The sequence below is a fragment of the Streptomyces sp. NPDC096013 genome (assembly GCF_044763565.1).
Lineage (GTDB): Bacteria > Actinomycetota > Actinomycetes > Streptomycetales > Streptomycetaceae > Streptomyces.
Genome location: NZ_JBIWGK010000033.1, coordinates 1 through 19,587, shown reverse-complemented (window position 1 = coordinate 19,587; position 19,587 = coordinate 1). Strand labels below are relative to the sequence as shown.

Below are 19,587 nucleotides of genomic sequence, written 5' to 3'. Positions count from 1 at the left end.
CCTCTCCGCGGCCGGTCTGGTCGCCCCGCTGGCCGGTGGTTCCCGCCGACGCGGGGGTGAACCGCCGTAGGACCTGTTGCAGCCTTGGGCGAGGGTGTGGTCCCCGCCGACGCGGGGGTGAACCTTTCTCGCCGACAGTGCGACGCTCGGCATCAACGTGGTCCCCGCCGACGCGGGGGTGAACCGTACTGGCTGCGCGCGAAGGCCATCCGCGCGGAGTGGTCCCCGCCGACGCGGGGGTGAACCGGCGGTAGCCGGCGACCTTCCCCGGGAGACGCTGTGGTCCCCGCCGACGCGGGGGTGAACCGCCGTGCAGGGTGCCGGACGCGGAGCGCATGTGGTGGTCCCCGCCGACGCGGGGGTGAACCGGACCCGCGGCCCGTGATCGGGCGGGGGGCGGCGTGGTCCCCGCCGACGCGGGGGTGAACCGCCGACAATGTCCGGCACGTCGCGGTGATCTCGGTGGTCCCCGCCGACGCGGGGGTGAACCGCTAGGTGGGCGTAGCCCGACACGCGAGACGAGGTGGTCCCCGCCGACGCGGGGGTGAACCGGCGAGGGTCCAGATGTACGCCCACCCGGTGTAGTGGTCCCCGCCGACGCGGGGGTGAACCGCGGCCGTTGCGGAGTGCGGTGCGGGCGGTGGTGTGGTCCCCGCCGACGCGGGGGTGAACCGGGCCGATGTCGGGATCAGCAGCCTTCAGCAGAGTGGTCCCCGCCGACGCGGGGGTGAACCGACGACATCCGCGAATTGCGCCGGCTCAACCACGTGGTCCCCGCCGACGCGGGGGTGAACCGCCGTCGGTGTCACGCGGCAGGGTCTGTAGGAGGTGGTCCCCGCCGACGCGGGGGTGAACCGGTAGGAGTGGCCGTGTCGCCGACCGCACTGATGTGGTCCCCGCCGACGCGGGGGTGAACCGGCGTGCAGCGAATACTCCGGCGCCGCAGGCAAGTGGTCCCCGCCGACGCGGGGGTGAACCGGCGGAGACGAGGCCGCCGACGACATGCCCGATGTGGTCCCCGCCGACGCGGGGGTGAACCGCCCTGATTCAGGTACTCAACGCGAGCTGAGGAGTGGGCCCCGCCGACGCGGGGGTGAACCGCACAGTGGGTGTCACCGGCTCCGGCGCTGTACGTGGTCCCCGCCGACGCGGGGGTGAACCGTAGGCGACGAGGTCCTCGTACGGGACGAGCGGGTGGTCTCCGCCGACGCGGGGGTGAACCGTCGCCGCTCACGGGGCGGCGGTTGCTGAGCCGGTGGTCCCCGCCGACGCGGGGGTGAACCGCGCGGCAGCGATGCGATGCGGCACAGGACTGGGTGGTCCCCGCCGACGCGGGGGTGAACCGGACCGAAGGCGCCCGGGTGAAGACCGGTTTCGGTGGTCCCCGCCGACGCGGGGGTGAACCGGCGCTCATGCGGGGATCCGGTCGTGGGGCATGTGGTCCCCGCCGACGCGGGGGTGAACCCCAGAACTAAAGATCGTTAAACGCCGAAAGCCCGTGGTCCCCGCCGACGCGGGGGTGAGCCGAGGCGCATTAGTAGGGTCTGCGCCGGAGAACACGTGTGTCGCGGCGACTGGGGGCAGCGCGGATTCACCTGTGGGTTGCGGTTACTAGCAGGGTGTCTGCGGTGCGTGGTCCGTTGGTCGTTGATGGCAGTGTGTCGATGGTGATGTTGGTGAACCCGGCTTCGTCCAGGGTTTTGACCCAGACGTGTTCTTGGAGCACCCACCGGTGCATGGTGGTTGCTGTTCCCGCCGGAGTCCTCGCTTGGATCGCGGCGGCTGTGACGTCGGATTGAGCTGGGGCGCCGCTGAGGTAGTGCGCGAGGGTGGAGAACACCAGCTTTCCGCCTGGTGTGAGGGCGGTGGCGGCTGCTGGCAGCAGGTTTCGGGGGTCGGTGAAGTCGAGCGCGCCGAAGATGCTGTAGAGCACGTCGTAGGTGCCAGCCGTCGCCCGTAGGTGCGAGACGGCGTCGGAGGACAGGATGCGCAGGCGTGGTGCGAGGTGGTCGAACAGGCCGACAGCCATCTCGTGCTGTCCTGGTGAGGCGTCGATAGCGTCGACGCGAGTCGGCCTGTGATGGGTGACGAGATGGGCGGCGTGCCGGGCGGTGCCGGCGCCGAGGTCGCCGACGATTTGGCCGGAGAGGTCTCCCAGGATTTCCGGGCCGGGGCCGCTGTCTTGGCTCCAGATCCAGTGGAAGGTGTCGGGGATGTCGTGGTCGTGCTGGGCGCGGGTGCGGCCGTAGTGGTGCCAGAGGTCTGGGGAGCCGGTTGTCACCCGCATCATCCTGGCGTGCAGGCTGTGGCACGGGGCTGGTTCCGGGGAATCTCACCCCTGCGTGTGTTGGGCCCCGGCCGATGGCTGGGGCCCGGCGTGCGGTTGTGTCAGTGGGAGTCGTTGCCGGGGTGGCAGGGGCCGCAGTCGGCGGCGTCGGTCCACAGCGGCAGGTTGAGCTGTCCCGAGTTTCGTAGAGTCCGGTGGTCTTGTTTCAGGCGGACTGCGGGGTGGGTTCCTGTTGTCGTCACCACGCGCGTTCATACTCGGCGGGCGGTACGTAGCCGAGGGCGGAGTGGAGCCGCTCCTCGTTGTACCAGCTGACCCATTGGAAGATCGCCCGCTCGACCTGGTCGACGTCCCGCCAAGGGCCCTGCATTTCGATCAGCTCAGCCTTGAAGGTTCCGTTCAGGGCCTCGGCCATCGCGTTGTCATAGCTGTCCGCGACCGAGCCGACCGAGGCCGAAGCCCCGATCTCGGATAGCCTCTCGGTATAGCGGATTGATACGTATTGGGCGACCCGCGGTCGCTGTGATGAATGAGGCCAGAGTCCTTCTTGATCCTCCGTCTCCACAACGCCATCTCCAGGGCATCCAAGGGGAGTTCGGTTCGCATGTGGTTCGCGACCTGCCAACCGACGATCATCCGCGCGTACACGTCCAGGACGAAAGCCACGTACGCCCAGCCGGACCAGGTGCGGACATACGTCATGTCCGCCACCCACAGCTGGTCCGGCCGCGAGGCGGTGAAGTCGCGGTCGACCAGGTCCGGCGGGCGAGGCGCCGACGGCTCCGGCACGGTCATCCGCCGCCGTTGCCCGCGGATGACGCCCTCCAGGCCCAGCTCGCCCATCAGCCGCTCGACGGTGCAGCGGGCCACCACCACACCCCTGCGCCGCAGGGCGCGGGTGATCCGCCGGGCCCCATAGGTGCCGCCCGACTCGGCGTGAACCTGCTCGATCAGCCGCATGAGCGTCACGGAGCCGGCGCGCGGACTTCGGCCGCTTCCTGCGGGCGTAGTAGGCGGACTCAGACCAGCCGAGCACCCGGCATACGGGCCCGACCCCGAAGCCGTCTTCCTTCAGGCTGTCGATCACCTGGCCGGCCTCGTCCGGGGACGGTCGAGCTCCTGGGCAAAAAGCGCGCTCGCCGCTTTGAGGATCTCGTTGGCCCTCCTCAACTCCGCCACTTCTTTGCGGAGTTGCTTCAGCTCCTCGTGCTCTGCGGTGGTCAGCCGGTCGTCGCGTTCGCCGGTGTCCGCCTCGTCCTGGCGGACCCAGCCGCGCAGGGCCTCCTTATGGATGCCCAGATCCTTCGCGACATGCGCGATCGGACGGCCAGTGGTGCGGACCTCGCGCACAGCCCGCTCGCGGAGCTCCTCCGGGTCCTTACGTGGTGCTGGCACAGCTCGTGGTTCTCCTTCGGGCCAGGATCATAAGCCTGGCTTGAAGGACTCCACCAAACCGGGGTCAGCTCAGGGGCTGGTCGGTTGCTATGCCTGGTTCGCTGCCTGCTTGACGGTCCTGATCACTGGCGCCGTTTCGAGGTGTGTGATCGCGGGGAGCGCGGCTACCCGGGTGGTCAGATACCGGTACAGCTCCCGTTGGTTCGTGCACACCACGCTCGCGTACAGGTTGGTCGGTCCGGTTGTGGCGGCGGCGAACGCGATCTCCGGGTGCCCGGCCAGCGCCTGACCGGCCTCCTCCAGGTGTGCGGGGGCGACCGAGAGCCAGAGCAGGGTTCGGGCGTTCACGCCGAACATGCGCCAGTCGACGTCGATGTCGAGATAGAGCAGGCCGTGTTCGCGCAGCTCCGTCATCCTGCGCCGGACCGTTGTCGGGGACCAGCCGGTCGCCGCAGTCAACTGCTCGAACCCGGCCCGGCCGTCGGTGGCGAGCAGGGCGAGGAGCTTGCGGTCACCGTCGTCGAGCCGCACCGGTCCCCGTCGATGCGGCATCGTAGGCGGGCGCAGCCGCTCGATTGCCTCCGTGTCCAGCGACCCGAGTTTTCCGACCAGGTTGTCCGGGCCGCCGTAGAAGGCGTGCAGCACGGAGTGTGCGGTCACGCCCTCCACGCGCGGGGTGCGGGGGAGTTTGGCCAGCAGCAGTGCCTCACTGTCCGCCTCGCTCTCGGTACGGACCACGCAGGTGATTTCGGTGCCGCCGGAGCTGAGGCTGACCCAGGACGTGTCGGGGCGTCTGGCCAGCGCCTCGGCGACCGGGAGTGACGCGGCGGGCGCACATCGCACTCGCAGCAACCACAGGATGGCGCCCAGCGCCGTTGGATCGACCCCGCCCAGCACCCGTACCGCTCCGGCCGACCGCAATCGGGCGTAGCGGCGGGCGATGGTGCGGTCCGACACGCCGAGAACCTCGGCGATGGTGCTGAACGGGGCACGGCCGTCGATCTGTAAGGCGTGCACGAGCCGACGATCCAGCTCGTCGTAGTCGGATTCCACCGGGTACAGGCTAGTCAGTGTCAGATATCAACTCAATCGAGCCGGTTTCTGGCTTGGGCTGCTCGGCCGACGGAGCGTTGCTTCTGTCCCGATCGACACAGCCCAGGGAGAGTTCATGGACACCGATGTGCTCATCGTCGGCGCCGGCCCGACCGGATTGATGCTGGCCAACGAGCTGCTGGTGGCGGGGGTGTCGACCGTGCTGGTCGACAAGCTGTCCCAGCGCAGCGATCTGTCCAAGGCAGGCGGCGTGCAGTCCCGCACATTGGAGGCGCTTGACCAACGAGGGCTGCTGGAACCGTTGTTGGCCACCGGAGATCACCCCGTCACCACCGGCCACTTCGCCGGTATCCCACTCCCGCTCCACTCCAACCGGCACCGTCTGCCCTGGCGGTCCGTGCCGCAGGTGGTGATCGAGGGATTCTTGGAGCAGTACCTCGCCGCGCACGGACTCCACGCTCGCAGGGACCACGAACTGGTCGGCCTCGCCCAGGACGACCACGGGGTCACCGCGACCTTCACCGGTGGCGTCACCCTCCGCTCCCGTTACCTCGTCGGCGCCGACGGAGCCCACAGCACCGTACGGTCGCTCCTGCGGGCCGGGTTCCCCGGTCAGGCCGGTACGTTGACGATCATCGCTGCCGACGTGCGGCTGAGCGGAGCCGATCCCTCCACGTCGCACACCTGGAACGAGGACGGGCACTGGGCGGCGCTGTTCCCGCTCGGCACCGATCCGCAGGCCAGGCAGCTGCGCCGACTGGTCCTCGGCGGGCCGGGCCAGTCACTGTCGAGGGAGACCCCAGTCACCGAGGACGAGATCCGCCACGGCCTGGGCACCGTGTTCGGAACGCGGGTGCACCTGCTCGAACTGCGCTACGCCCGCCGAATCACCAACGCGTCACGGCAGGTCGAGCAGTACCGGCACGGCAGGGTGTTCCTGGCGGGCGATGCCGCGCATGTCCACCTCCCGCTCGGCGCGCAGGGCATGAACACCGGGATGCAGGACGCGCTCAACCTCGGTTGGAAGCTCGGCGCCGCCGTGAACGGCTGGGCACCGGACAACCTGCTCGACACGTATCACGCGGAACGCCATCCGGCCGGGGCCGCGGTGTTGCGCAACGTCCGGGCACAGAGCCTGCTGATGGACTGGGCCGGTACCCGCAGTCCGGATGTGCTGGCCGCCCGAGAGATCTTCACGGCCATGGCCCAACTGCCGGATGTCCAGCACTATCTCGCCGACCTGACGTCCGGCATGGCCATCCATTACCCCATGCCGGGCGCCGAAGCCCATCCTCTCGTCGGCCGGCCCGCACCGGACCTGGACCTCAGCACGGCCCGGATGCACGAACTGCTACGGTCCGGGCACGGCATCCTGCTGGACCCGGCCGACACGTTCGCCAAGGTCATCGACGCCTGGTCGGACCGCGTGGACCGGGTGGGCCAGGGCGCCGACACCGAACCGATGCTCATCCGGCCGGACGGCTACGTGTGCTGGGCAGGCGCCGATGACCTGGAACCGGCGCTCGACCGCTGGTTCGGGGAACCCCGCTGAACCGACGTTCAGAAAACCAGCCGTCGTGAAGAGGCTGATGGCCATCAATAGGCGCCGATGGTGACAACTATCGTGCTTCGGCACACCTGCACGGTGACCTGGCGCCGCAAGGCCCCGGTCGAGTCGATGATGCCGCTGAGCCTGGCCCGCTACGGCGTCCCCCTCGCGGAGACGGCCCCCTCGGGCCTGGCGGCGGCGGGCATCGAGCCCGTACTGCTGCCCCCACCTCCCAGACCGAGCCGCATGGCTGTCGAGCGGGCTCGCGGTTCGACCCCCGTACCGTCACTCCACGCCGCGAGCCCGCCTCAGCGACTGTCCGACACAAGTTCCCCCACGACGTCCTGGACGGCGCTCCCTCGCGGACGGCTCTGCTCGGTCTGGTCGTGGAACTCGGGGGCGAACTGCGCCACCAGGGGCAGGCCGTCGGCGACAACCTCGTCCTCAAGGACCGGCTCCGGGACTGGTCCGGGGACCTCCGCCGCCGACAGCCCTGAGCTCAGCCCGCCCACCCGATGTCATGGACCTCGATCGCACCGGCGTGCGGTATGAACTGGATCCAGCACCGCCGTCCGAACGCATCCTCTACCGAGCCCGGATCACGGAGATCGGGCCAGGCCCGCGGGTCCATACGCGCGACCTCCGCCAGCGCCAGGTACTCAGCAGTTCTTCACCCAGTGGACCCAGTACCAGGGCGCGTCGCGGTCGTAGCTGTAGGCACCGTCGTCGTGCCAGCGCGAGACGCCACCGTCGTCCAGGAAGTTGGCAACGGTGCCTCTGGTTTGGTTGTTGATCCACGACCCGTCAGCCGTCCACGGGATCGGGTAGCGGGCGCAGTTGTACATGGGGATCGACGTGCCCGTGAAGCCGGTGCCGCTGAAGGCGCAGAAGTATCCGTAGGGAATAACATCGTCGCAGACGTTATCCAGTGCCCCCTTGGTCATGTCGCGGGGGTGAGCCTCGCCAGGGACAGCCACGAACATCAGGTTCTTGCCGCCCAGGTCGATCACGTTGGCGGCCACCTGCTTTCCGCCTGTCTTGGCGAGATACCGGTCCACTTCGTTCTGGAGTGCCGAAGTCTGAGAGGCGGTGAGTCCCGCCTGCTTGGCCTGGGAGGCGTAGGGACCGGTGGTGCCCTCAGCACCGGCTGATGCGACGCCGGCGCTGAAGGTCAGCGTCAGCGCGGCCACGGCAACTGCGAACATCGCCCTGACCTTCGTCAATCTGCTTCGCATGAGTACCCCTTATCTGGTGCGTACCAAGGATCGCTGCTCGGCTGGGATTGCTGGACGTCTCAACTTAGGTGTCGCCGAATGGCGGGCGCCAAGGATTCGAACACCGTCGAAACGCGTTTGAGGTCGGCAAGGGCTACATGACCTGCGGCGACTGTATTGGTTGGCAAACAATCAGTCAGCCCGGGATCGGAAACAGGTACATATGAAAGCTTCCGCTGCACCAGCCATGTCACGAAGCGGCTCCGCTCCTGGACGGGGTCTCTCTGAAGAGCCGCTCCTGTTAAGCGACTTGAGCCTGGGCGGTCGGCTGTCGGCTGTCGGCTGCGGCGAGTATCGGTGGTACCAACCCGGTGACGACCAACGGCAACGAGTGTGTACAGACCTTCGTCGGCAAGAAGCCCGACCGCTCGTGGTACATCGACCTGCGTAGGGATTTCCCCATGCCGACCTGGCGCGAGGGGTGTGGGCGCTCCAGCATGTCATCACGTCAGAACTCCGGCTCCATGGCCGCGTATGGCGGAGCTAACGGCTTCAGCGTCAAGAACCGACTCCTGGACGGCGATGAATACTGGCTGGACCTGAACGGGTTCACCCTGTAGAAAAAAGGAAGGTGCGGCCCCGTAATTATTCACAGGGGCCGCACCTTCATGTTGAGGTTCAGTATTTGTTCCATACGAGGAAACCGTTGTCGACCTTCGGGAATCCTTCGTCATCCAGATGAGCATGACGAAGCTGCTCGAACGCATCCCTGAGAAGGTCTGCCAGGGAGCTTTGATGAAGCTTCGTCGTTTCACCTTCGGACCAGCTTCCCAGCTTGCCGGTATCAGAGTCGATGAAGGTTCCGTAAAAGCCGTCCCATTCAGATGTTACGGGAACGTAGGAGGGCTTCCACAGAGGTTCATCTTCATCAGCGGAACCCTCCTCGGCCGCGTTTTCATGAATCCATATCATGTGCTCATGGACGGCCTCGATGTGCGTCAATCCAAGAATCCCCAAACCCTTATTCGTCACATCGCAATAGTTGGGACTTATCAGCGTCGTGCGATCCATCCCCGGCCTGTCACATCCATTATTGACCAGGAGAATTTCCCGCAGATCAGGATGGATCACCGAACCAATCCTCTGCTCGGTCTCACGGATCATCTCCGGCGCGGCCGGTGAAGAGAGCTGCGCATAGCTACCAGGCGCACATTCCCTCAGCCAGCCGGTGATCCTCACCCAACATTCGACAGCGCTGTCCATCAGAACTCCTTCGCCCACGAGACCACTACGTCGAATCTGCATACTCGGCTGCGAAGGCGTACCAGCTCATCTGCGACGGCCCCCGCGCCCTGCGGCCGGAGCCGCTCCATTCGGCCAGGCCCACGCCGATAGTCCGCTCCAGCTCCGCACCGACCTCGCCCGCTAAACCCGCAAACGCGCTGCTGCTAGCTGGAGGCTTCTTCTTCCCCATGCTCTCCATGATGGACATCCTCCCGGGGCAGAACCCCTGATCTCGGATGTCCGTCAAAGCGGATCATGCCCACTGATCACATAGCCTCTCCTGGCATACACACGACAAGGGGAGGGTCATGAGAGGCAGAACGGCTTGGGCCGCGGCCGGCGGGGCTGCAGCCTTGGTGCTGACGACGGCGACCGGTGCGCACGCGGAGGGGCGGGGCGATGTCCGGGTGGTGAAGACCGTCGTCAACGGCGGTGGCAACGTCATCGTGGGCACGGCGAAGACGATCACCTATCCGATCGACATCACCGTCAAGGACAACTCGGGGGTGAAGGGGCTCCTGCACGTCAGCACCTTCAGCAAGACGCTCCTCTACCGCTTCGCGACCTGGAACGACGAATCACGCTGCACGAAGAAGAGCGCGACGACCTCGGTGTGCCGGGCCACGATGACCATCGACCCCGCGTGGATCGCCGACAGCGACGACATCGACTCCAACCGGCTCGCCGGCGTCTGGCAGGTCAATGTGACCGTCCAGGCGAAGGACGGCGACTACTGGATTTCCGACGACATCGCCGACTACAAGGTCAAGCGGGCCGCCCGGCTCACCACGGTGATCGCACCCGAGAAGGTGGCCAAGAACGCGAAGGTGACGGTCACCGGCAAGCTGTCACGGGCCAACTGGGAGGACCTCAAGTACCACGGGTACCCCGGGCAGCAGGTCAGGCTGCAGTTCAAGAAGAAGGGCGCCGCGCACTACGGCACCGTGAGGACCGTGACGACGAACGGCACCGGGCAGCTGTCCACGAAGGTGACCGTCACTTCGGCGGGAAGCTGGCGCTGGTACTTCCCCGGCACCACGACCACCTCGCTGAAGACGGCGACCGGGGACACCCTCGACCTGAATTAGCCGGCGAACGACCCTTCAGAGTCCTCTCTGGCCACCGCGCATCCCGTGGACTGTGGCGAGGCGCCTGTTCACGAGCGTGCACCACGAGGGGCGTGGCCCGCCCGGTTGTTCGCGTGCTTCGAACGCAGAGTGATGACCTTGCTACGGCGGTCACTGCTGTGTGACAGTCCGCCCGGCCTGCCCGGGTGTGGTGGCCTGCGGATGCATGCTCGCCTCTCCGAACGAGCAGAGGGGGAATCATGCTGACGAAGGTCCGGGGCGCGGTTGCGGCGGTGGTGATGGCGGGGGCACTTGTGGTGCCGGTGGCCGTGGCGGCCGATGCGGCGGCCGCGTCGTGCGCGCGGCACACGACAGGCGTCTGCAAGGCGAACTCGCCTCATCCGCGCGGCGCTACCGCGAAGTGCAAGGACGGCTCCTACTCCTACAGTGCCCACGCCCGCGGGACATGCTCGCACCACCGGGGCGTCAAGTACTGGTATCGGTAGACGCGGATTGCCACCCGAGGCCCGGGCGACGACGTTGCCCGGGCCTTCCGCCAACTCGCCGGCCTACTCCGTGCCCGGCCGAAGTCTCACGGGCGGCGCTCAGCGTAGGTTCATCAGCCCGCTGTGAGCGCCGATCTCCCACGCCCAGAGCCCTGCTCGGGCACATTCGGCCGGGCTGTGGCGGGTTCCGCTTCCGCCCAGCGCGTGGGCGGCTGGACGGAAGCGGGGCGGTTCCCCTTCGGTCGTTCTTCAGCACAAGGGAGCCGCGCGGCCTTCCAGACCGGAAGGTGCGACGCCGGGGGAGGCGTCCGCTTCCATGGTGCGCCATCCCGCCGGTGCCGCAACGACAAGTACGGTTTCGCCACCAAAAGCGTTCATTCGGCCATGATTTGTCCGTGCAGGTGGCCGTGATGGAGTAACGGGCCGACTGCGCCGGAGCGGGGGAGGGGCTATTTGTTCCGTAACCCCCGGATCACGTTGAGTGGTGTGCGCCCGGCGCACCATGCTGTCGTCCAACTCCTCCGGGGCGATTCAGCACCGTCCCGGAGGAGCCCTCCCAGACCCTTCTTTCCGCCCAGGGAAGGTGCAATGACAAGCAAGCAGGTGATGACCGTTGCCGTGCTGGCGGCGGTCCTCGCATGGAGCACGGTGATGACCGTGCTCGGGCAGCTCGCGGCGGTGGCCGCGTTACTGCCCTCACTGGGGCTCCTCATCCAGCAGATCGCCGCCGCGCTCAGCGCCGCAGATAGCCGTTCCGGCACAACCGCGGCCGCAGCGGCCGGGAGTGAGGAGCCGTCACGGTGAAGCCGCCGCAGGTACCCGAGCAGCCCGGAGGAGATCCTCCCAGTCGCCGCGGCCGCCCTCCGGAGCCGATCTGCGAGGCGGCTGGCACAGCGCACCGGATCTGGCTGGAGCCGGTCCGTAGCCGGCTGACCGCAAGCGGCCTGACCCTTGATGATCTCGTGGGCCGCTCCGGCTACTCCAAGACCCGTCTGTCCGAACTCCTGCGCGGCAAGGGCTACTACCCGGGCTGGGAGATCACCTACAGCGTGGTCCGCGCACTGGACATCCCGGTCAGCCCGGTGTGCCGGCTGTGGAAGGCGGCCGCCGTGGAAGCGGAAAAGGACACCGCCTGGATCACGAACGGCATCCGGGACGTCCAGGCGCCCGAACCGGAGGAACAGCCAGTCGCCCACCTGGCATTCACCCAGGCCATGTGGCAGCCCTACACCGCCTACGCCCGCGCCTTCCTGCAGTCCGACCGGCGCGCCCAGCAGGTGGTGTCGGAGACCTTCGACATCCTCTGGCTCACCTGGGACGAAGCAACCGAAAGCCCGGACACAACCCGCCACGCCTGGCTCCTGCTGCGCTCACGGGTCCTGGCCCGGACTCCCCAGCGGCCTGGCGGCCGTCCCGACCTGCGCGCGGCCGCGTTCTCCACGGCCGGCCAGGTGGGTATCCGTGATCTCGCCGAACGGCTGGCCTATATCGGCGTCCTGGCACGGTTCTTCGACGCGATCGCCTCCCTGCCCCCGGACCAGATGGACGTCACCGTGCTGCGCTACCTGTGCGGCATACCCGCGGACGCCATCCCCGGCGTCGTCGGCCTGTCCGAGGCCGTCACCCACACCCTGGACCACCACGCCCGAGGGGCGCTGAACGGTCTCTACCCCGACACCGACACCCAGGAGTGATTACCCCGCCATGAGCACCATCGACGACCTCCTCGCCCAGTCCCTGCTGCTGCACCAGCCGCACGTCCCGTCCGACGTCGTCCCCTACGACGACCTCGCCCACGACGGCCTCACTGCGGACGGCTTCCCACGGTGGGACGCCAGGCCCACGACGGCCGATGACGGCGCCGCGCAGAGCCTCGCCGCCCTGTGCGAGGCGGTCGTCACCCACTGCACCATTGAACAGCTCGCCGACTTCCTCACCGATCAGGTACCGCAGCCCAGGGCCGCCCGGATCCTCGGCTGCGCCCTGCAGCTCGCCGGCGCCGACGACGGCGCCCGCTTCTGGTGGCAGTTCGCCGCCGGCGCCGACGACCAGCCCTCCTCCTACTGCCTCTACCTTCAGCACCTCGCCCACGGCGATCCCCACGCCGCCGCCCTGTGGAGGGCGCAGGCCGGCCCCCACGCACCCCACGCCAGCGACGACACAGATCCGGCGGAGCCGGACCAGGGCGGCCCGGCCTACCGCATGATGACCGCCGACACCAGCCTCTCCACCGTCCTGCGCATCCTCAGCCACCTCACCCGCACCCACCCCCGCGGCCACACACCGATGGCACGGGCCGTCATCGACATCGTCGCCGCCGCCGTCGCCATCGGCTACGACCACCACCCCGACCTCGAACTCCCCGTACCCGGAGACCACTTCGCCGAACGGCTCGCGGTCGCCGCCATCGCGGCCTCCGGCACCGGCCAGTACACCCGCCCCGCCCATACACCGCCCGCCGCGGCCGGTGACCCGGAGGACCTGCCCAACCGCCCCCAGGTCGACCCGGACAGCGACAGCGAACGCGTCCCGGCCTGGACGCAGGGCCCGGAACAGATGCTGGTCAACGTCACCGCCGACGGCCACGACGAGCCCGCGATCACCCACACGTTCTTCCAGGAGGCAAGCGCCGTTTGCTCCTGGGAGGCGGCCACCGCCGACAGCGCGGACAGCCTCGGCACCCGCACGGCCTACTACCTCAGCCGCCTCCGCGCCCGGGCCGCCAAGGCGTTCTCGCAGGGACCCTCCGGATTCGGGACCGGATTGGCAGCCCCGGCTGCCTCCGGCGCCGCGTCCGTGCCGACCTTCCACCGGCTATAGCGGATCTGAAGCTGGGCGCCGTAACTCCCTTCGGCCGGTGCTGTGTTGGCAATCAAAGGAAAGACATGCGCTTTCTGCGGGGAAGTGCAGGTGCAGGGCCTGCCCGACGCTCGATCACACGTGCTGCCCCCGCACAGGTGTGGGACAGCTCCCGTTCATTGTCCAGCGCCCTCGGCCGCCCAGCGGGGCTGGTCTTGCCAGCCCGCCAGGCCGACGGTGCGCAGACAGGGCGGGCTGGCAGCATCCGGCCCCTCCACTGGTCGTTCCCGCCGGTGGGGGGAGGGCCCGGACCAGCGGCATGCATATCCTTCACCGCCGTATCTGGCTTCGCCAGGGGGCGGCGATGAGCATTCGGGGCCAGCCGAGCACCAGCGGCGTGGTCGCCGGATCGGCGGCAGGGACACGGTGAGCTTCGGGCGGACGCGTGGTCGGGTATGCGATGGTGGGTGCCGGCCGGGTCCGCCGCTTTCCCCCGTAGCGGCGGGCCCGGCTGTTTGTTCAGCGGGCGAGGGTGACGGTGATCGGCTGGTCGGGGCAGTCGGCGAGCTGCTGGGTGAGCGCGTCGCGTTCGACGGGGTCGATGCTCAGGCCCCACCTGGTTTTGTCGGCGATCCAGTCGGTGTCGTACTGGCAGCGGTAGCCCCCATACGGGGGCAGCCACTCGCTGGGGTCCTTGTCGGCCTTGGAGCGGTTGCTGGCGGCGGACACGGCGATCAGGTCGCGGGCGTCATCCAGGTCGTTGGCGTACGACTCCCGCTCCTTCGCGGTCCATTGGGAGGCGCCGGAGTCCCAGGCCTCAGCCAGTGGCACGAGATGGTCCACGTCCAGCTTGCTCGCACTGTCGAGATAGCGGTCGTCGTAGGCGGAGTACCAACTGCCGCCGGACAAAACACAGTTGGGTCCCTGGGCTGGGGCGGTGACGGCTTCGGCCTTGAGGACCTCCATGCGGGTGTTGCAGCCGTCGCGGTCGGCGTCGGTCCAGTGCTTGAACTTCGCGCGTTCGTAGCCGGTGCGGCTCTCGCCCTGGACGGGCAGCGCTGCCAGAGCGTCGCGCACGGGCAGGGTCACGGTGTCACCAGGGGCGACAGCAAGCACGGGTGCTGGCACGGCCGCGTGGGCGGCACTGGGAGAGAGCAGGGCAGTGACGACGGACAGGACGGCGGCCACGGCGCGTGCCGTACGGACGGGGCGCATCAGAGTTTCCCTCTCGAAGATCACAGACGGTTCGTGATCTTCGTAGCGGCGGGGGGCACCGCCACGCCCGGCGTACTGCCCTGTATCACCCGCCCGGGCGGTAAGTCACACAAGCCAACGGACAGGGTGGTCGAGAGCGCGGTCACACGCCGCTGATGCAGGTCGTGGCCGCGTCGTGGTCGGCGTCCAGACCCCTCGCACAGTCACGCGCTCCATCAACGGCTACGATCGCGCCCACGCCAATGGGGAGGAAGATCACTGTGGCAATGGGACTCGCGGGTCTGCCCAGCAGAGAATGGATGATCAAGGACGCGAAGGGTCGAAAGTACAGTTTCGACTCGGAGGAAGAGGCGTTCGAAGAACTCCACGAGTACGGGGAAGGCGCCACAGTCTGGACCCGCGAGGTGTACCGCGTCTTGTTCGCAACCAAGTCAATCGATGGCTGGAAGCAGATTCCCAGCCCTCGGACTTAAGCCGCATGGTGGTGGCGGGTGAGGCCCTTCTGCTCGATAGCGGTGAGCTCAGCTGCTGCGAGCCGAGCCTCCTCGCGAACCTCTAGGCGGACCGGCCGCGTCCGTCGAGATGTTTGCGCAGGAAGGCGATCTCCGCCTCGGCGACCTCCTCGTGAGCTGCCAGGAACGGGGCGTAATGCCGGCCCTCGACGTGCAGCACCTCCGCGTCGGGGGCCGCCACGGCGGCTCGCAGAGCAGGGCCGGGGAGCGTGCTCCGATCCTGGTCGCAGACCACCATGAGCAGGGGACACCGGATCTGGGAGGCGTGCAGGCCGGGCCGGTACCGGCCCATGTGGAGCGCTATCCGCGCTGCGACCGTCTGCTCCCAGCCCGAGTGACGCTGGCCGGGGTCCAGGGCGCGGCCAGCGTCCATTGCGTCGGGGGTGGTGAGCGCGGCGACGTCACCGCGTACGCCGGCCGCCGGGATCAGCAGCGGACGGCGTCCTACGAGACCGCCGAGCACGTCCGCGACCGCCAGCCCCATGAGCCGCAGCACGGCCAGGGGCGTCATGGCGCGCAGCGCGTTGGGTGCGAGGGCGCGGCCGTCGACGAGCGGCGACTGCGCGATCACCGACGCCAGACCCGCGTTCTCCGCCGCCACCTGAAGGATGTGGCCGGATCCGAGGGAGAAACTCCACAGGGAGACCCCTGCTGGGTCGACGTCGGGCAGCTCGCGCGCGAAGTCGATCGCGGCCTGCCAGTCGGCGCGCTGCTCGGCGAAGCGGACGACCTGGCGCGGGGTGCCGCCGCTCTCCCCGAAGCGACGGTGGTCGAAGGCCAGGACGGCGAAGCCGGCGTTGTTGAAGCGCCGGGCGAAGAGGTCCGAGGCGGGCTCCTTCGTCACGGCGGTCCCGCCCGCCATGATCACGCAGCCGCCGTTGGCGCCTGGGTAGTGCCAAGCGGCGCACGTCGTGTCACCGCTGGTGAACCGTACTTTTTCGCGCGGGATGGAGGGGGACACGGGAACCTCTCGTTCTGAGGTCGGGTTCGGGGGCGGTCGCAGGGTCGCGGGCGGCGCCCCGGCGACCCTGCGACCTTCGGCCGTGGGCGGATCAGAAGGGGAACCAGTTGCGCGGATCGATGATCATCGGCGTCTCCCTCCGTTTGATTTGTTTGCTCGGGTCCCCGTCGGGCGTCCGGGGGGACGGTGTGCAGCGCGCGCACTTCATGCTGGTCCGGGTCCCGGCACAAGAGGCCGCATCCGACGCCGGGATGAGCGAAACTCGCCTTCATGACCAGCGTTCCGGCGGATTCCGTCCTCAGCCTCACCGATCAGCGGCTGGTGGCTGCCCTGCAGTGCGACGGGCGTCTGACGGCCGAGCGGGCGGCGCACGTGCTCGGCCTCGGCGCCGCCACGGTCCGCCGGCGCCTGCACGCGCTCACGGCGGACGGCACCGTGCGGGTGGTGGTCTCCCCGGTCGCGCGGCCGCGCAACGGCGGCTCAGCCGGCGCCCTGTTCCTCCGGATCCGGGTGCTGCGGGGAAAGCTCGACACGATCGTGGCCGCGCTCGCGGCACGGGAGGACATCCCGTTCATCGACGTCACCACCGCCGGCGACGAGATCTTCGCGGTGGCCCGGACCGAGCCCGGCTCGCGCGACCCGTTGGTGTTCCGCCAGTTGCCCTCCACACAGGCGGTCACCTCCCTGGACAGCGCCACCATCCTGCACGTCTTCCGGCTCACCTCCGAGTGGCGGCACACCGTCCTGAGCCCCGCCGAGCGCACCGCTCTGTCCCGGACCGATCCGCAGGCGGAGCCGGCAACAGAGCGGGTGCGGCCATCCGCCGGTTCCCCGGGACCGTACGGCCTCGACACCGACCCCGTGGAACAGTCCCTCATCGACGCGCTCACCCCCGACGCCCGGCTCCCCGCCGCCGCGCTGGCCGCCCGCACGGGCCACCCGGAGACGACGGTGCGCCGGCGCGTCGCCCAACTGACCGCGCAGGGGCGGCTGGTGACGCAGGTCCTGGTCGACCCCCGCCGCCTCGGGCTGCCCATCGAGGCCAAGCTGCTGCTGCACGTGGCCCCCGACCACCTGGCCGCCGCAGGACAGGCCCTGGCCGACCACCCCGCCGTCCACGGCGCGTTCGCGACTTCCGGCCCCTCGAACCTGCACGCCGCCGCATACTTCCCCGACTTGGCCGCGCTCTACGGCTTCCTCTCCCGCGACCTGTCCGGGCTCGGAATCACCCAGGTGGAGACCGCGATCGTGAGCCGCGCCGCGAAACGTACACCGTTTCTGGGCGGCGAGCTCCCCGCCCGAGCCACCGCCACGCGGCGCCGGCCGCCGGCCCGCGTGGGGGAGAGCAAGGGGTAGCAGGCGGGTCACGCGACCCGCGCAGAGCCGCGAAGGACGTATCGACACTCGTCACTCCCGACTCGGCAACAACCCGCGCGCACCGCAGAGCTGCAGTGAGGGGTCCCGCCGGTGCCGCCGCACCGGCCGCAGCAGGTCGGCGGCGCGCTCGGCCGCGCAGCGCGCCGCATTCCGAGGACCACCTGAACTGGTCACCCATCATGACCAGGCGACTGACGCGCAAGAAGCCCGCCGCCGGCCGGGAGAAGAAGCCGAAGTCGACGGCCTGAACCAGTGCTGTGCGCGGGCATCATCCACCACCGGACCTCCCAGATCCCAGATAGCCCCTACTCAGACCATGTGGCGGTTGATGAATGTGTGCCAGATAGCAGGAGCATGTTCCGGGGTGCGGCGGTGTCCGCCCACGAAGCCATGAAGCTCCTTGTCCGGGCTCGCGAAGGCGTCAAACAGCTGGAGTTGCCCCGAACGTGGAAAGACTTCGTCGTCCCACTGCAGATGGAAGAGCACTGGTGCGGTGATGGCAGAGGCATCGTTCAAGACGCGATCCGGAGCGTGAAGCCCAGGATTGGTGATCGACTGCGTACCGAACTTCCCGAACACGGCGCACTTCAGCTCCGACCCGAGGGCGCGCGCCGCAGCAAGGCCGAAGCGGGTTCCCATGGACAACCCGAAGTAGGCCTGACGAGTTCGGTCGGCAATACCCGCCCCGGCCAAAGCGTCGCAAGTAGCGACCCAGTCGTCAGCCATGCGGTCCAGCACCCGACCGAGACCTTCCGTAGCCATCCTGCCCTGGTACTCAGCCGGCGTGAGAGGTGACGCCACCCGCTCACCGTGGAACGGGCCATCGATCGCCACGGCCGCGCAGCCAGAAGATGTGACCAGGTCGGCCATCGACAAGATTCGGTCGCTGTGTCGGTGCCCGCTGCCACCGTGCCCCAGCAACACCAGAGGAACTGGCTCTGACCGACGGCTTGGCGCCCATACCGTGCCAGGAACTGCCGAGAGTGGTCGGTTGATCACGAACGAGCGTTGCGTGGAGTGGCCAGAGATCTGATGGCAGTCGGACCACCCCACATTCTGACTCACATCGCCATCAAACCACGAGAATGTCGAGAGCGACCGGGGACCAAAAACACTCACTGAGGAAAGTGAGCCAGACGGAGTCGTCTTCGCCGATGACGGCTTCGAGTTCCGTACGTGGGTGGCGAGCCGCGCACGCCGGAGGACGATCTCCGCCTGTTCGTTGGCGCTTTCGAAATCCTGCTTCCGAAGTGCTGTGGCCACGTCGCCCAGGTCTGCTCCGCCGGTCGACCAGCGCCGTTCTATGTCCGCCAGTGGGGCGTTGCCGTCGGCTGTCACTGGTCCCTCCCTGGGGCTCGGCGTCCGGGGCCATGAACTGGAAAGGGGGGTGGAACGGCCCCATGACCAGCAGCTGCGTGGCGCCGGACGTGTTGACCAGTCGCTGATAGGAGGCGGCGAACTCTTTGACCCGGAAGGGAAATTCGTCGGGATCCACGTCCTCCAGACGGGTTTGGGAGCCGCTCTCGCGAGTGATGCGGCTGCGCAGGTCGTCGAGCCACTACGGGCGGGGGCCCGACGTCTCGAAAGCGCGCAGCATGGCCTCGTCCACCTCGCTCGGCTCGAAGTCCGAGAGGTTGGGCTCGTTCATGGCGGCCAGATCGGCGGCGGCCTGGCCGTAGACGCGGTCGTCGAGGTCCTGGGAATCGTCGATCACAGCCTTCACCGCGGTCCGAAGAAGGATGAGGCCGGGGGCGGCGTGGTGTCGCCTCCGGCGTCGGGACTCGGTCAGAGGGCCGCGAGCACCAGCGGGGCGGTCACCCGGACGACCCTCATTACGTCGTCGAACCAGCCCTTCTGGTCCGCGTATTCGGGCGGGACGGTCAGCGTGAGGTCCTTGCTGAACTCCTTGCCGGCAGCGGCGTCGATCAGATGCGGGACGATCGTCTCCAAGGCACCGAACGCGCTGGACCAGAAGCCTTGTAATGATCGGTGAGGGGCCCCGAAGTTCCCGGACAGGCACCCATACGCGGCAAGCGCGGCCGGCCCAGGCGCCGCCCTGACGTGGTACTGGGCAACCGCGGCTACGACCACGACAAGTACCGCTGCTTGGTCTGGGACCTGGGCGTAAAGCCGCTGATCGCCCGCCGCGGTACCGAGCACGGGTCCGGTCTGGGAACCCAACGCTGGGTCGTGGAGCGCGCGTTCGCCCATCTGCACTGGTTTCGCCGTCTGCGGATCCGCTGGGAGATACGCGACGACATTCACGAGGCTTTCCTGAGACGTCATCCGCTTTCCGAACGTGATCGTTTGGTTCGAGTGGGTGGGCATGAACTCTCGTTCGTAGCGGGAGAGATGGGCGTGGTTGGTC

At 68.4% G+C, this 19,587-nt stretch carries 17 protein-coding genes, 3 pseudogenes and 1 CRISPR repeat array (1 of these 21 only partly in view); of the genes and pseudogenes, 10 read left to right on the top strand and 10 right to left on the bottom strand.

Annotated features, from left to right (window positions below; all coding sequences use genetic code 11):
• A CRISPR array of direct repeats spans positions 1-1,527; the repeat unit is 29 nt; unit sequence GTGGTCCCCGCCGACGCGGGGGTGAACCG (it extends 148 nt beyond the left edge of the window).
• A gap of 64 nt (positions 1,528-1,591) precedes the next feature.
• The 3 genes and pseudogenes from ACIRB1_RS46410 to ACIRB1_RS46400 all read right to left on the bottom strand — a co-directional run bounded on the left by ACIRB1_RS46410 (position 1,592) and on the right by ACIRB1_RS46400 (position 4,735).
• Positions 1,592-2,287, bottom strand: coding sequence for a class I SAM-dependent methyltransferase (locus tag ACIRB1_RS46410; protein WP_403470033.1), 696 nt, complete (start codon positions 2,285-2,287; stop codon positions 1,592-1,594).
• 238 nt (positions 2,288-2,525) lie between these two features.
• Positions 2,526-3,682: pseudogene (locus tag ACIRB1_RS46405) on the bottom strand (IS3 family transposase).
• 87 nt (positions 3,683-3,769) lie between these two features.
• Positions 3,770-4,735 carry an Lrp/AsnC family transcriptional regulator gene (locus ACIRB1_RS46400; RefSeq protein ID WP_403470016.1) on the bottom strand — a complete coding sequence of 322 codons (966 nt, stop codon included), beginning with the start codon at positions 4,733-4,735 and terminating at the stop codon, positions 3,770-3,772.
• Positions 4,736-4,850: 115 nt separating this feature from the next.
• On the opposite strand from ACIRB1_RS46400, the gene ACIRB1_RS46395 reads away from it, so the two are divergent.
• Together ACIRB1_RS46395 and ACIRB1_RS46390 are read left to right on the top strand one after the other, a co-directional pair.
• Positions 4,851-6,287: an FAD-dependent monooxygenase gene (locus ACIRB1_RS46395; RefSeq protein ID WP_403470015.1), complete on the top strand. Its 1,437-nt coding sequence runs from the start codon at positions 4,851-4,853 to the stop codon at positions 6,285-6,287.
• A 99-nt stretch (positions 6,288-6,386) separates the two neighbouring features.
• Positions 6,387-6,593: pseudogene (locus ACIRB1_RS46390) on the top strand (hypothetical protein); the annotation flags it as partial.
• Positions 6,594-6,943: 350 nt separating this feature from the next.
• Here the strand turns inward: ACIRB1_RS46390 and ACIRB1_RS46385 are convergent.
• Positions 6,944-7,489: a hypothetical protein gene (locus tag ACIRB1_RS46385; protein ID WP_403470014.1), complete on the bottom strand. Its 546-nt coding sequence runs from the start codon at positions 7,487-7,489 to the stop codon at positions 6,944-6,946.
• Between the two features lie 380 nt (positions 7,490-7,869).
• Between ACIRB1_RS46385 and ACIRB1_RS46380 the strand changes: the two genes are divergently transcribed.
• Positions 7,870-8,118 (top strand): hypothetical protein, encoded by a 249-nt coding sequence (locus ACIRB1_RS46380; RefSeq protein ID WP_403470013.1) that lies wholly within the window; start codon positions 7,870-7,872, stop codon positions 8,116-8,118.
• A 58-nt stretch (positions 8,119-8,176) separates the two neighbouring features.
• Here ACIRB1_RS46380 and ACIRB1_RS46375 read toward each other — a convergent pair whose 3' ends face one another.
• Entirely contained in the window at positions 8,177-8,761 is a 585-nt protein-coding gene (locus ACIRB1_RS46375; RefSeq protein ID WP_403470012.1) for an SMI1/KNR4 family protein, read from the bottom strand.
• A gap of 329 nt (positions 8,762-9,090) precedes the next feature.
• On the opposite strand from ACIRB1_RS46375, the gene ACIRB1_RS46370 reads away from it, so the two are divergent.
• From ACIRB1_RS46370 to ACIRB1_RS46350, 5 genes are all read left to right on the top strand, one after another.
• The gene (locus ACIRB1_RS46370) at positions 9,091-9,870 is read left to right on the top strand and encodes a hypothetical protein (RefSeq protein ID WP_403470011.1); all 780 of its coding nucleotides are present in this window, start codon (positions 9,091-9,093) and stop codon (positions 9,868-9,870) included.
• 239 nt (positions 9,871-10,109) lie between these two features.
• On the top strand, positions 10,110-10,355 hold the full coding sequence (locus ACIRB1_RS46365) for a DUF3761 domain-containing protein (RefSeq protein WP_403470010.1): 246 nt from the start codon (positions 10,110-10,112) through the stop codon (positions 10,353-10,355).
• 588 nt (positions 10,356-10,943) lie between these two features.
• Positions 10,944-11,159 (top strand): hypothetical protein, encoded by a 216-nt coding sequence (locus tag ACIRB1_RS46360; protein WP_403470009.1) that lies wholly within the window; start codon positions 10,944-10,946, stop codon positions 11,157-11,159.
• The gene (locus ACIRB1_RS46355; protein ID WP_403470008.1) at positions 11,156-12,049 is read left to right on the top strand and encodes an XRE family transcriptional regulator; all 894 of its coding nucleotides are present in this window, start codon (positions 11,156-11,158) and stop codon (positions 12,047-12,049) included. The genes ACIRB1_RS46360 and ACIRB1_RS46355 overlap by 4 nt, the downstream gene beginning before the upstream one ends.
• A gap of 10 nt (positions 12,050-12,059) precedes the next feature.
• A complete protein-coding gene (locus ACIRB1_RS46350; RefSeq protein ID WP_403470007.1) occupies positions 12,060-13,175 on the top strand; it encodes a hypothetical protein in 1,116 nt (371 codons plus the stop codon).
• 498 nt (positions 13,176-13,673) lie between these two features.
• On the opposite strand, the gene ACIRB1_RS46345 is transcribed toward ACIRB1_RS46350, so the two are convergent.
• A complete protein-coding gene (locus ACIRB1_RS46345) occupies positions 13,674-14,369 on the bottom strand; it encodes an HNH endonuclease family protein (protein WP_403470006.1) in 696 nt (231 codons plus the stop codon).
• 555 nt (positions 14,370-14,924) lie between these two features.
• Positions 14,925-15,842 (bottom strand): alpha/beta hydrolase, encoded by a 918-nt coding sequence (locus ACIRB1_RS46340; RefSeq protein WP_403470005.1) that lies wholly within the window; start codon positions 15,840-15,842, stop codon positions 14,925-14,927.
• Between the two features lie 270 nt (positions 15,843-16,112).
• On the opposite strand from ACIRB1_RS46340, the gene ACIRB1_RS46335 reads away from it, so the two are divergent.
• Complete coding sequence (locus ACIRB1_RS46335; RefSeq protein ID WP_403470004.1) at positions 16,113-17,198, top strand: Lrp/AsnC family transcriptional regulator; 1,086 nt, start codon at positions 16,113-16,115, stop codon at positions 17,196-17,198.
• Positions 17,199-17,528: 330 nt separating this feature from the next.
• On the opposite strand, the gene ACIRB1_RS46330 is transcribed toward ACIRB1_RS46335, so the two are convergent.
• The 3 genes from ACIRB1_RS46330 to ACIRB1_RS46320 all read right to left on the bottom strand — a co-directional run bounded on the left by ACIRB1_RS46330 (position 17,529) and on the right by ACIRB1_RS46320 (position 19,169).
• Positions 17,529-18,557 (bottom strand): dienelactone hydrolase family protein, encoded by a 1,029-nt coding sequence (locus ACIRB1_RS46330; protein ID WP_403470003.1) that lies wholly within the window; start codon positions 18,555-18,557, stop codon positions 17,529-17,531.
• A 220-nt stretch (positions 18,558-18,777) separates the two neighbouring features.
• Positions 18,778-18,933 (bottom strand): hypothetical protein, encoded by a 156-nt coding sequence (locus tag ACIRB1_RS46325; protein ID WP_403470001.1) that lies wholly within the window; start codon positions 18,931-18,933, stop codon positions 18,778-18,780.
• Positions 18,934-19,004: 71 nt separating this feature from the next.
• Positions 19,005-19,169 carry a hypothetical protein gene (locus ACIRB1_RS46320; protein WP_403470000.1) on the bottom strand — a complete coding sequence of 55 codons (165 nt, stop codon included), beginning with the start codon at positions 19,167-19,169 and terminating at the stop codon, positions 19,005-19,007.
• A 48-nt stretch (positions 19,170-19,217) separates the two neighbouring features.
• Between ACIRB1_RS46320 and ACIRB1_RS46315 the strand changes: the two are divergent.
• A pseudogene (locus ACIRB1_RS46315) lies at positions 19,218-19,499 on the top strand (IS5/IS1182 family transposase); the annotation flags it as partial.
• Positions 19,500-19,587: the final 88 nt, after the last annotated feature.

Excerpts from the sequence above, each read along its gene's own strand:
- ACIRB1_RS46345 (WP_403470006.1), bottom strand. The coding sequence starts at position 14,369 with ATGCGCCCCGTCCGTACGGCACGCGCCGTGGCCGCCGTCCTGTCCGTC.
- ACIRB1_RS46335 (WP_403470004.1), top strand. The coding sequence starts at position 16,113 with ATGACCAGCGTTCCGGCGGATTCCGTCCTCAGCCTCACCGATCAGCGG.
- ACIRB1_RS46365 (WP_403470010.1), top strand. The coding sequence starts at position 10,110 with ATGCTGACGAAGGTCCGGGGCGCGGTTGCGGCGGTGGTGATGGCGGGG.
- ACIRB1_RS46360 (WP_403470009.1), top strand. The coding sequence starts at position 10,944 with ATGACAAGCAAGCAGGTGATGACCGTTGCCGTGCTGGCGGCGGTCCTC.
- ACIRB1_RS46385 (WP_403470014.1), bottom strand. The coding sequence starts at position 7,489 with ATGTTCGCAGTTGCCGTGGCCGCGCTGACGCTGACCTTCAGCGCCGGC.
- ACIRB1_RS46375 (WP_403470012.1), bottom strand. The coding sequence starts at position 8,761 with ATGGACAGCGCTGTCGAATGTTGGGTGAGGATCACCGGCTGGCTGAGG.
- ACIRB1_RS46350 (WP_403470007.1), top strand. The coding sequence starts at position 12,060 with ATGAGCACCATCGACGACCTCCTCGCCCAGTCCCTGCTGCTGCACCAG.
- ACIRB1_RS46395 (WP_403470015.1), top strand. The coding sequence starts at position 4,851 with ATGGACACCGATGTGCTCATCGTCGGCGCCGGCCCGACCGGATTGATG.
- ACIRB1_RS46410 (WP_403470033.1), bottom strand. The coding sequence starts at position 2,287 with ATGCGGGTGACAACCGGCTCCCCAGACCTCTGGCACCACTACGGCCGC.
- ACIRB1_RS46370 (WP_403470011.1), top strand. The coding sequence starts at position 9,091 with ATGAGAGGCAGAACGGCTTGGGCCGCGGCCGGCGGGGCTGCAGCCTTG.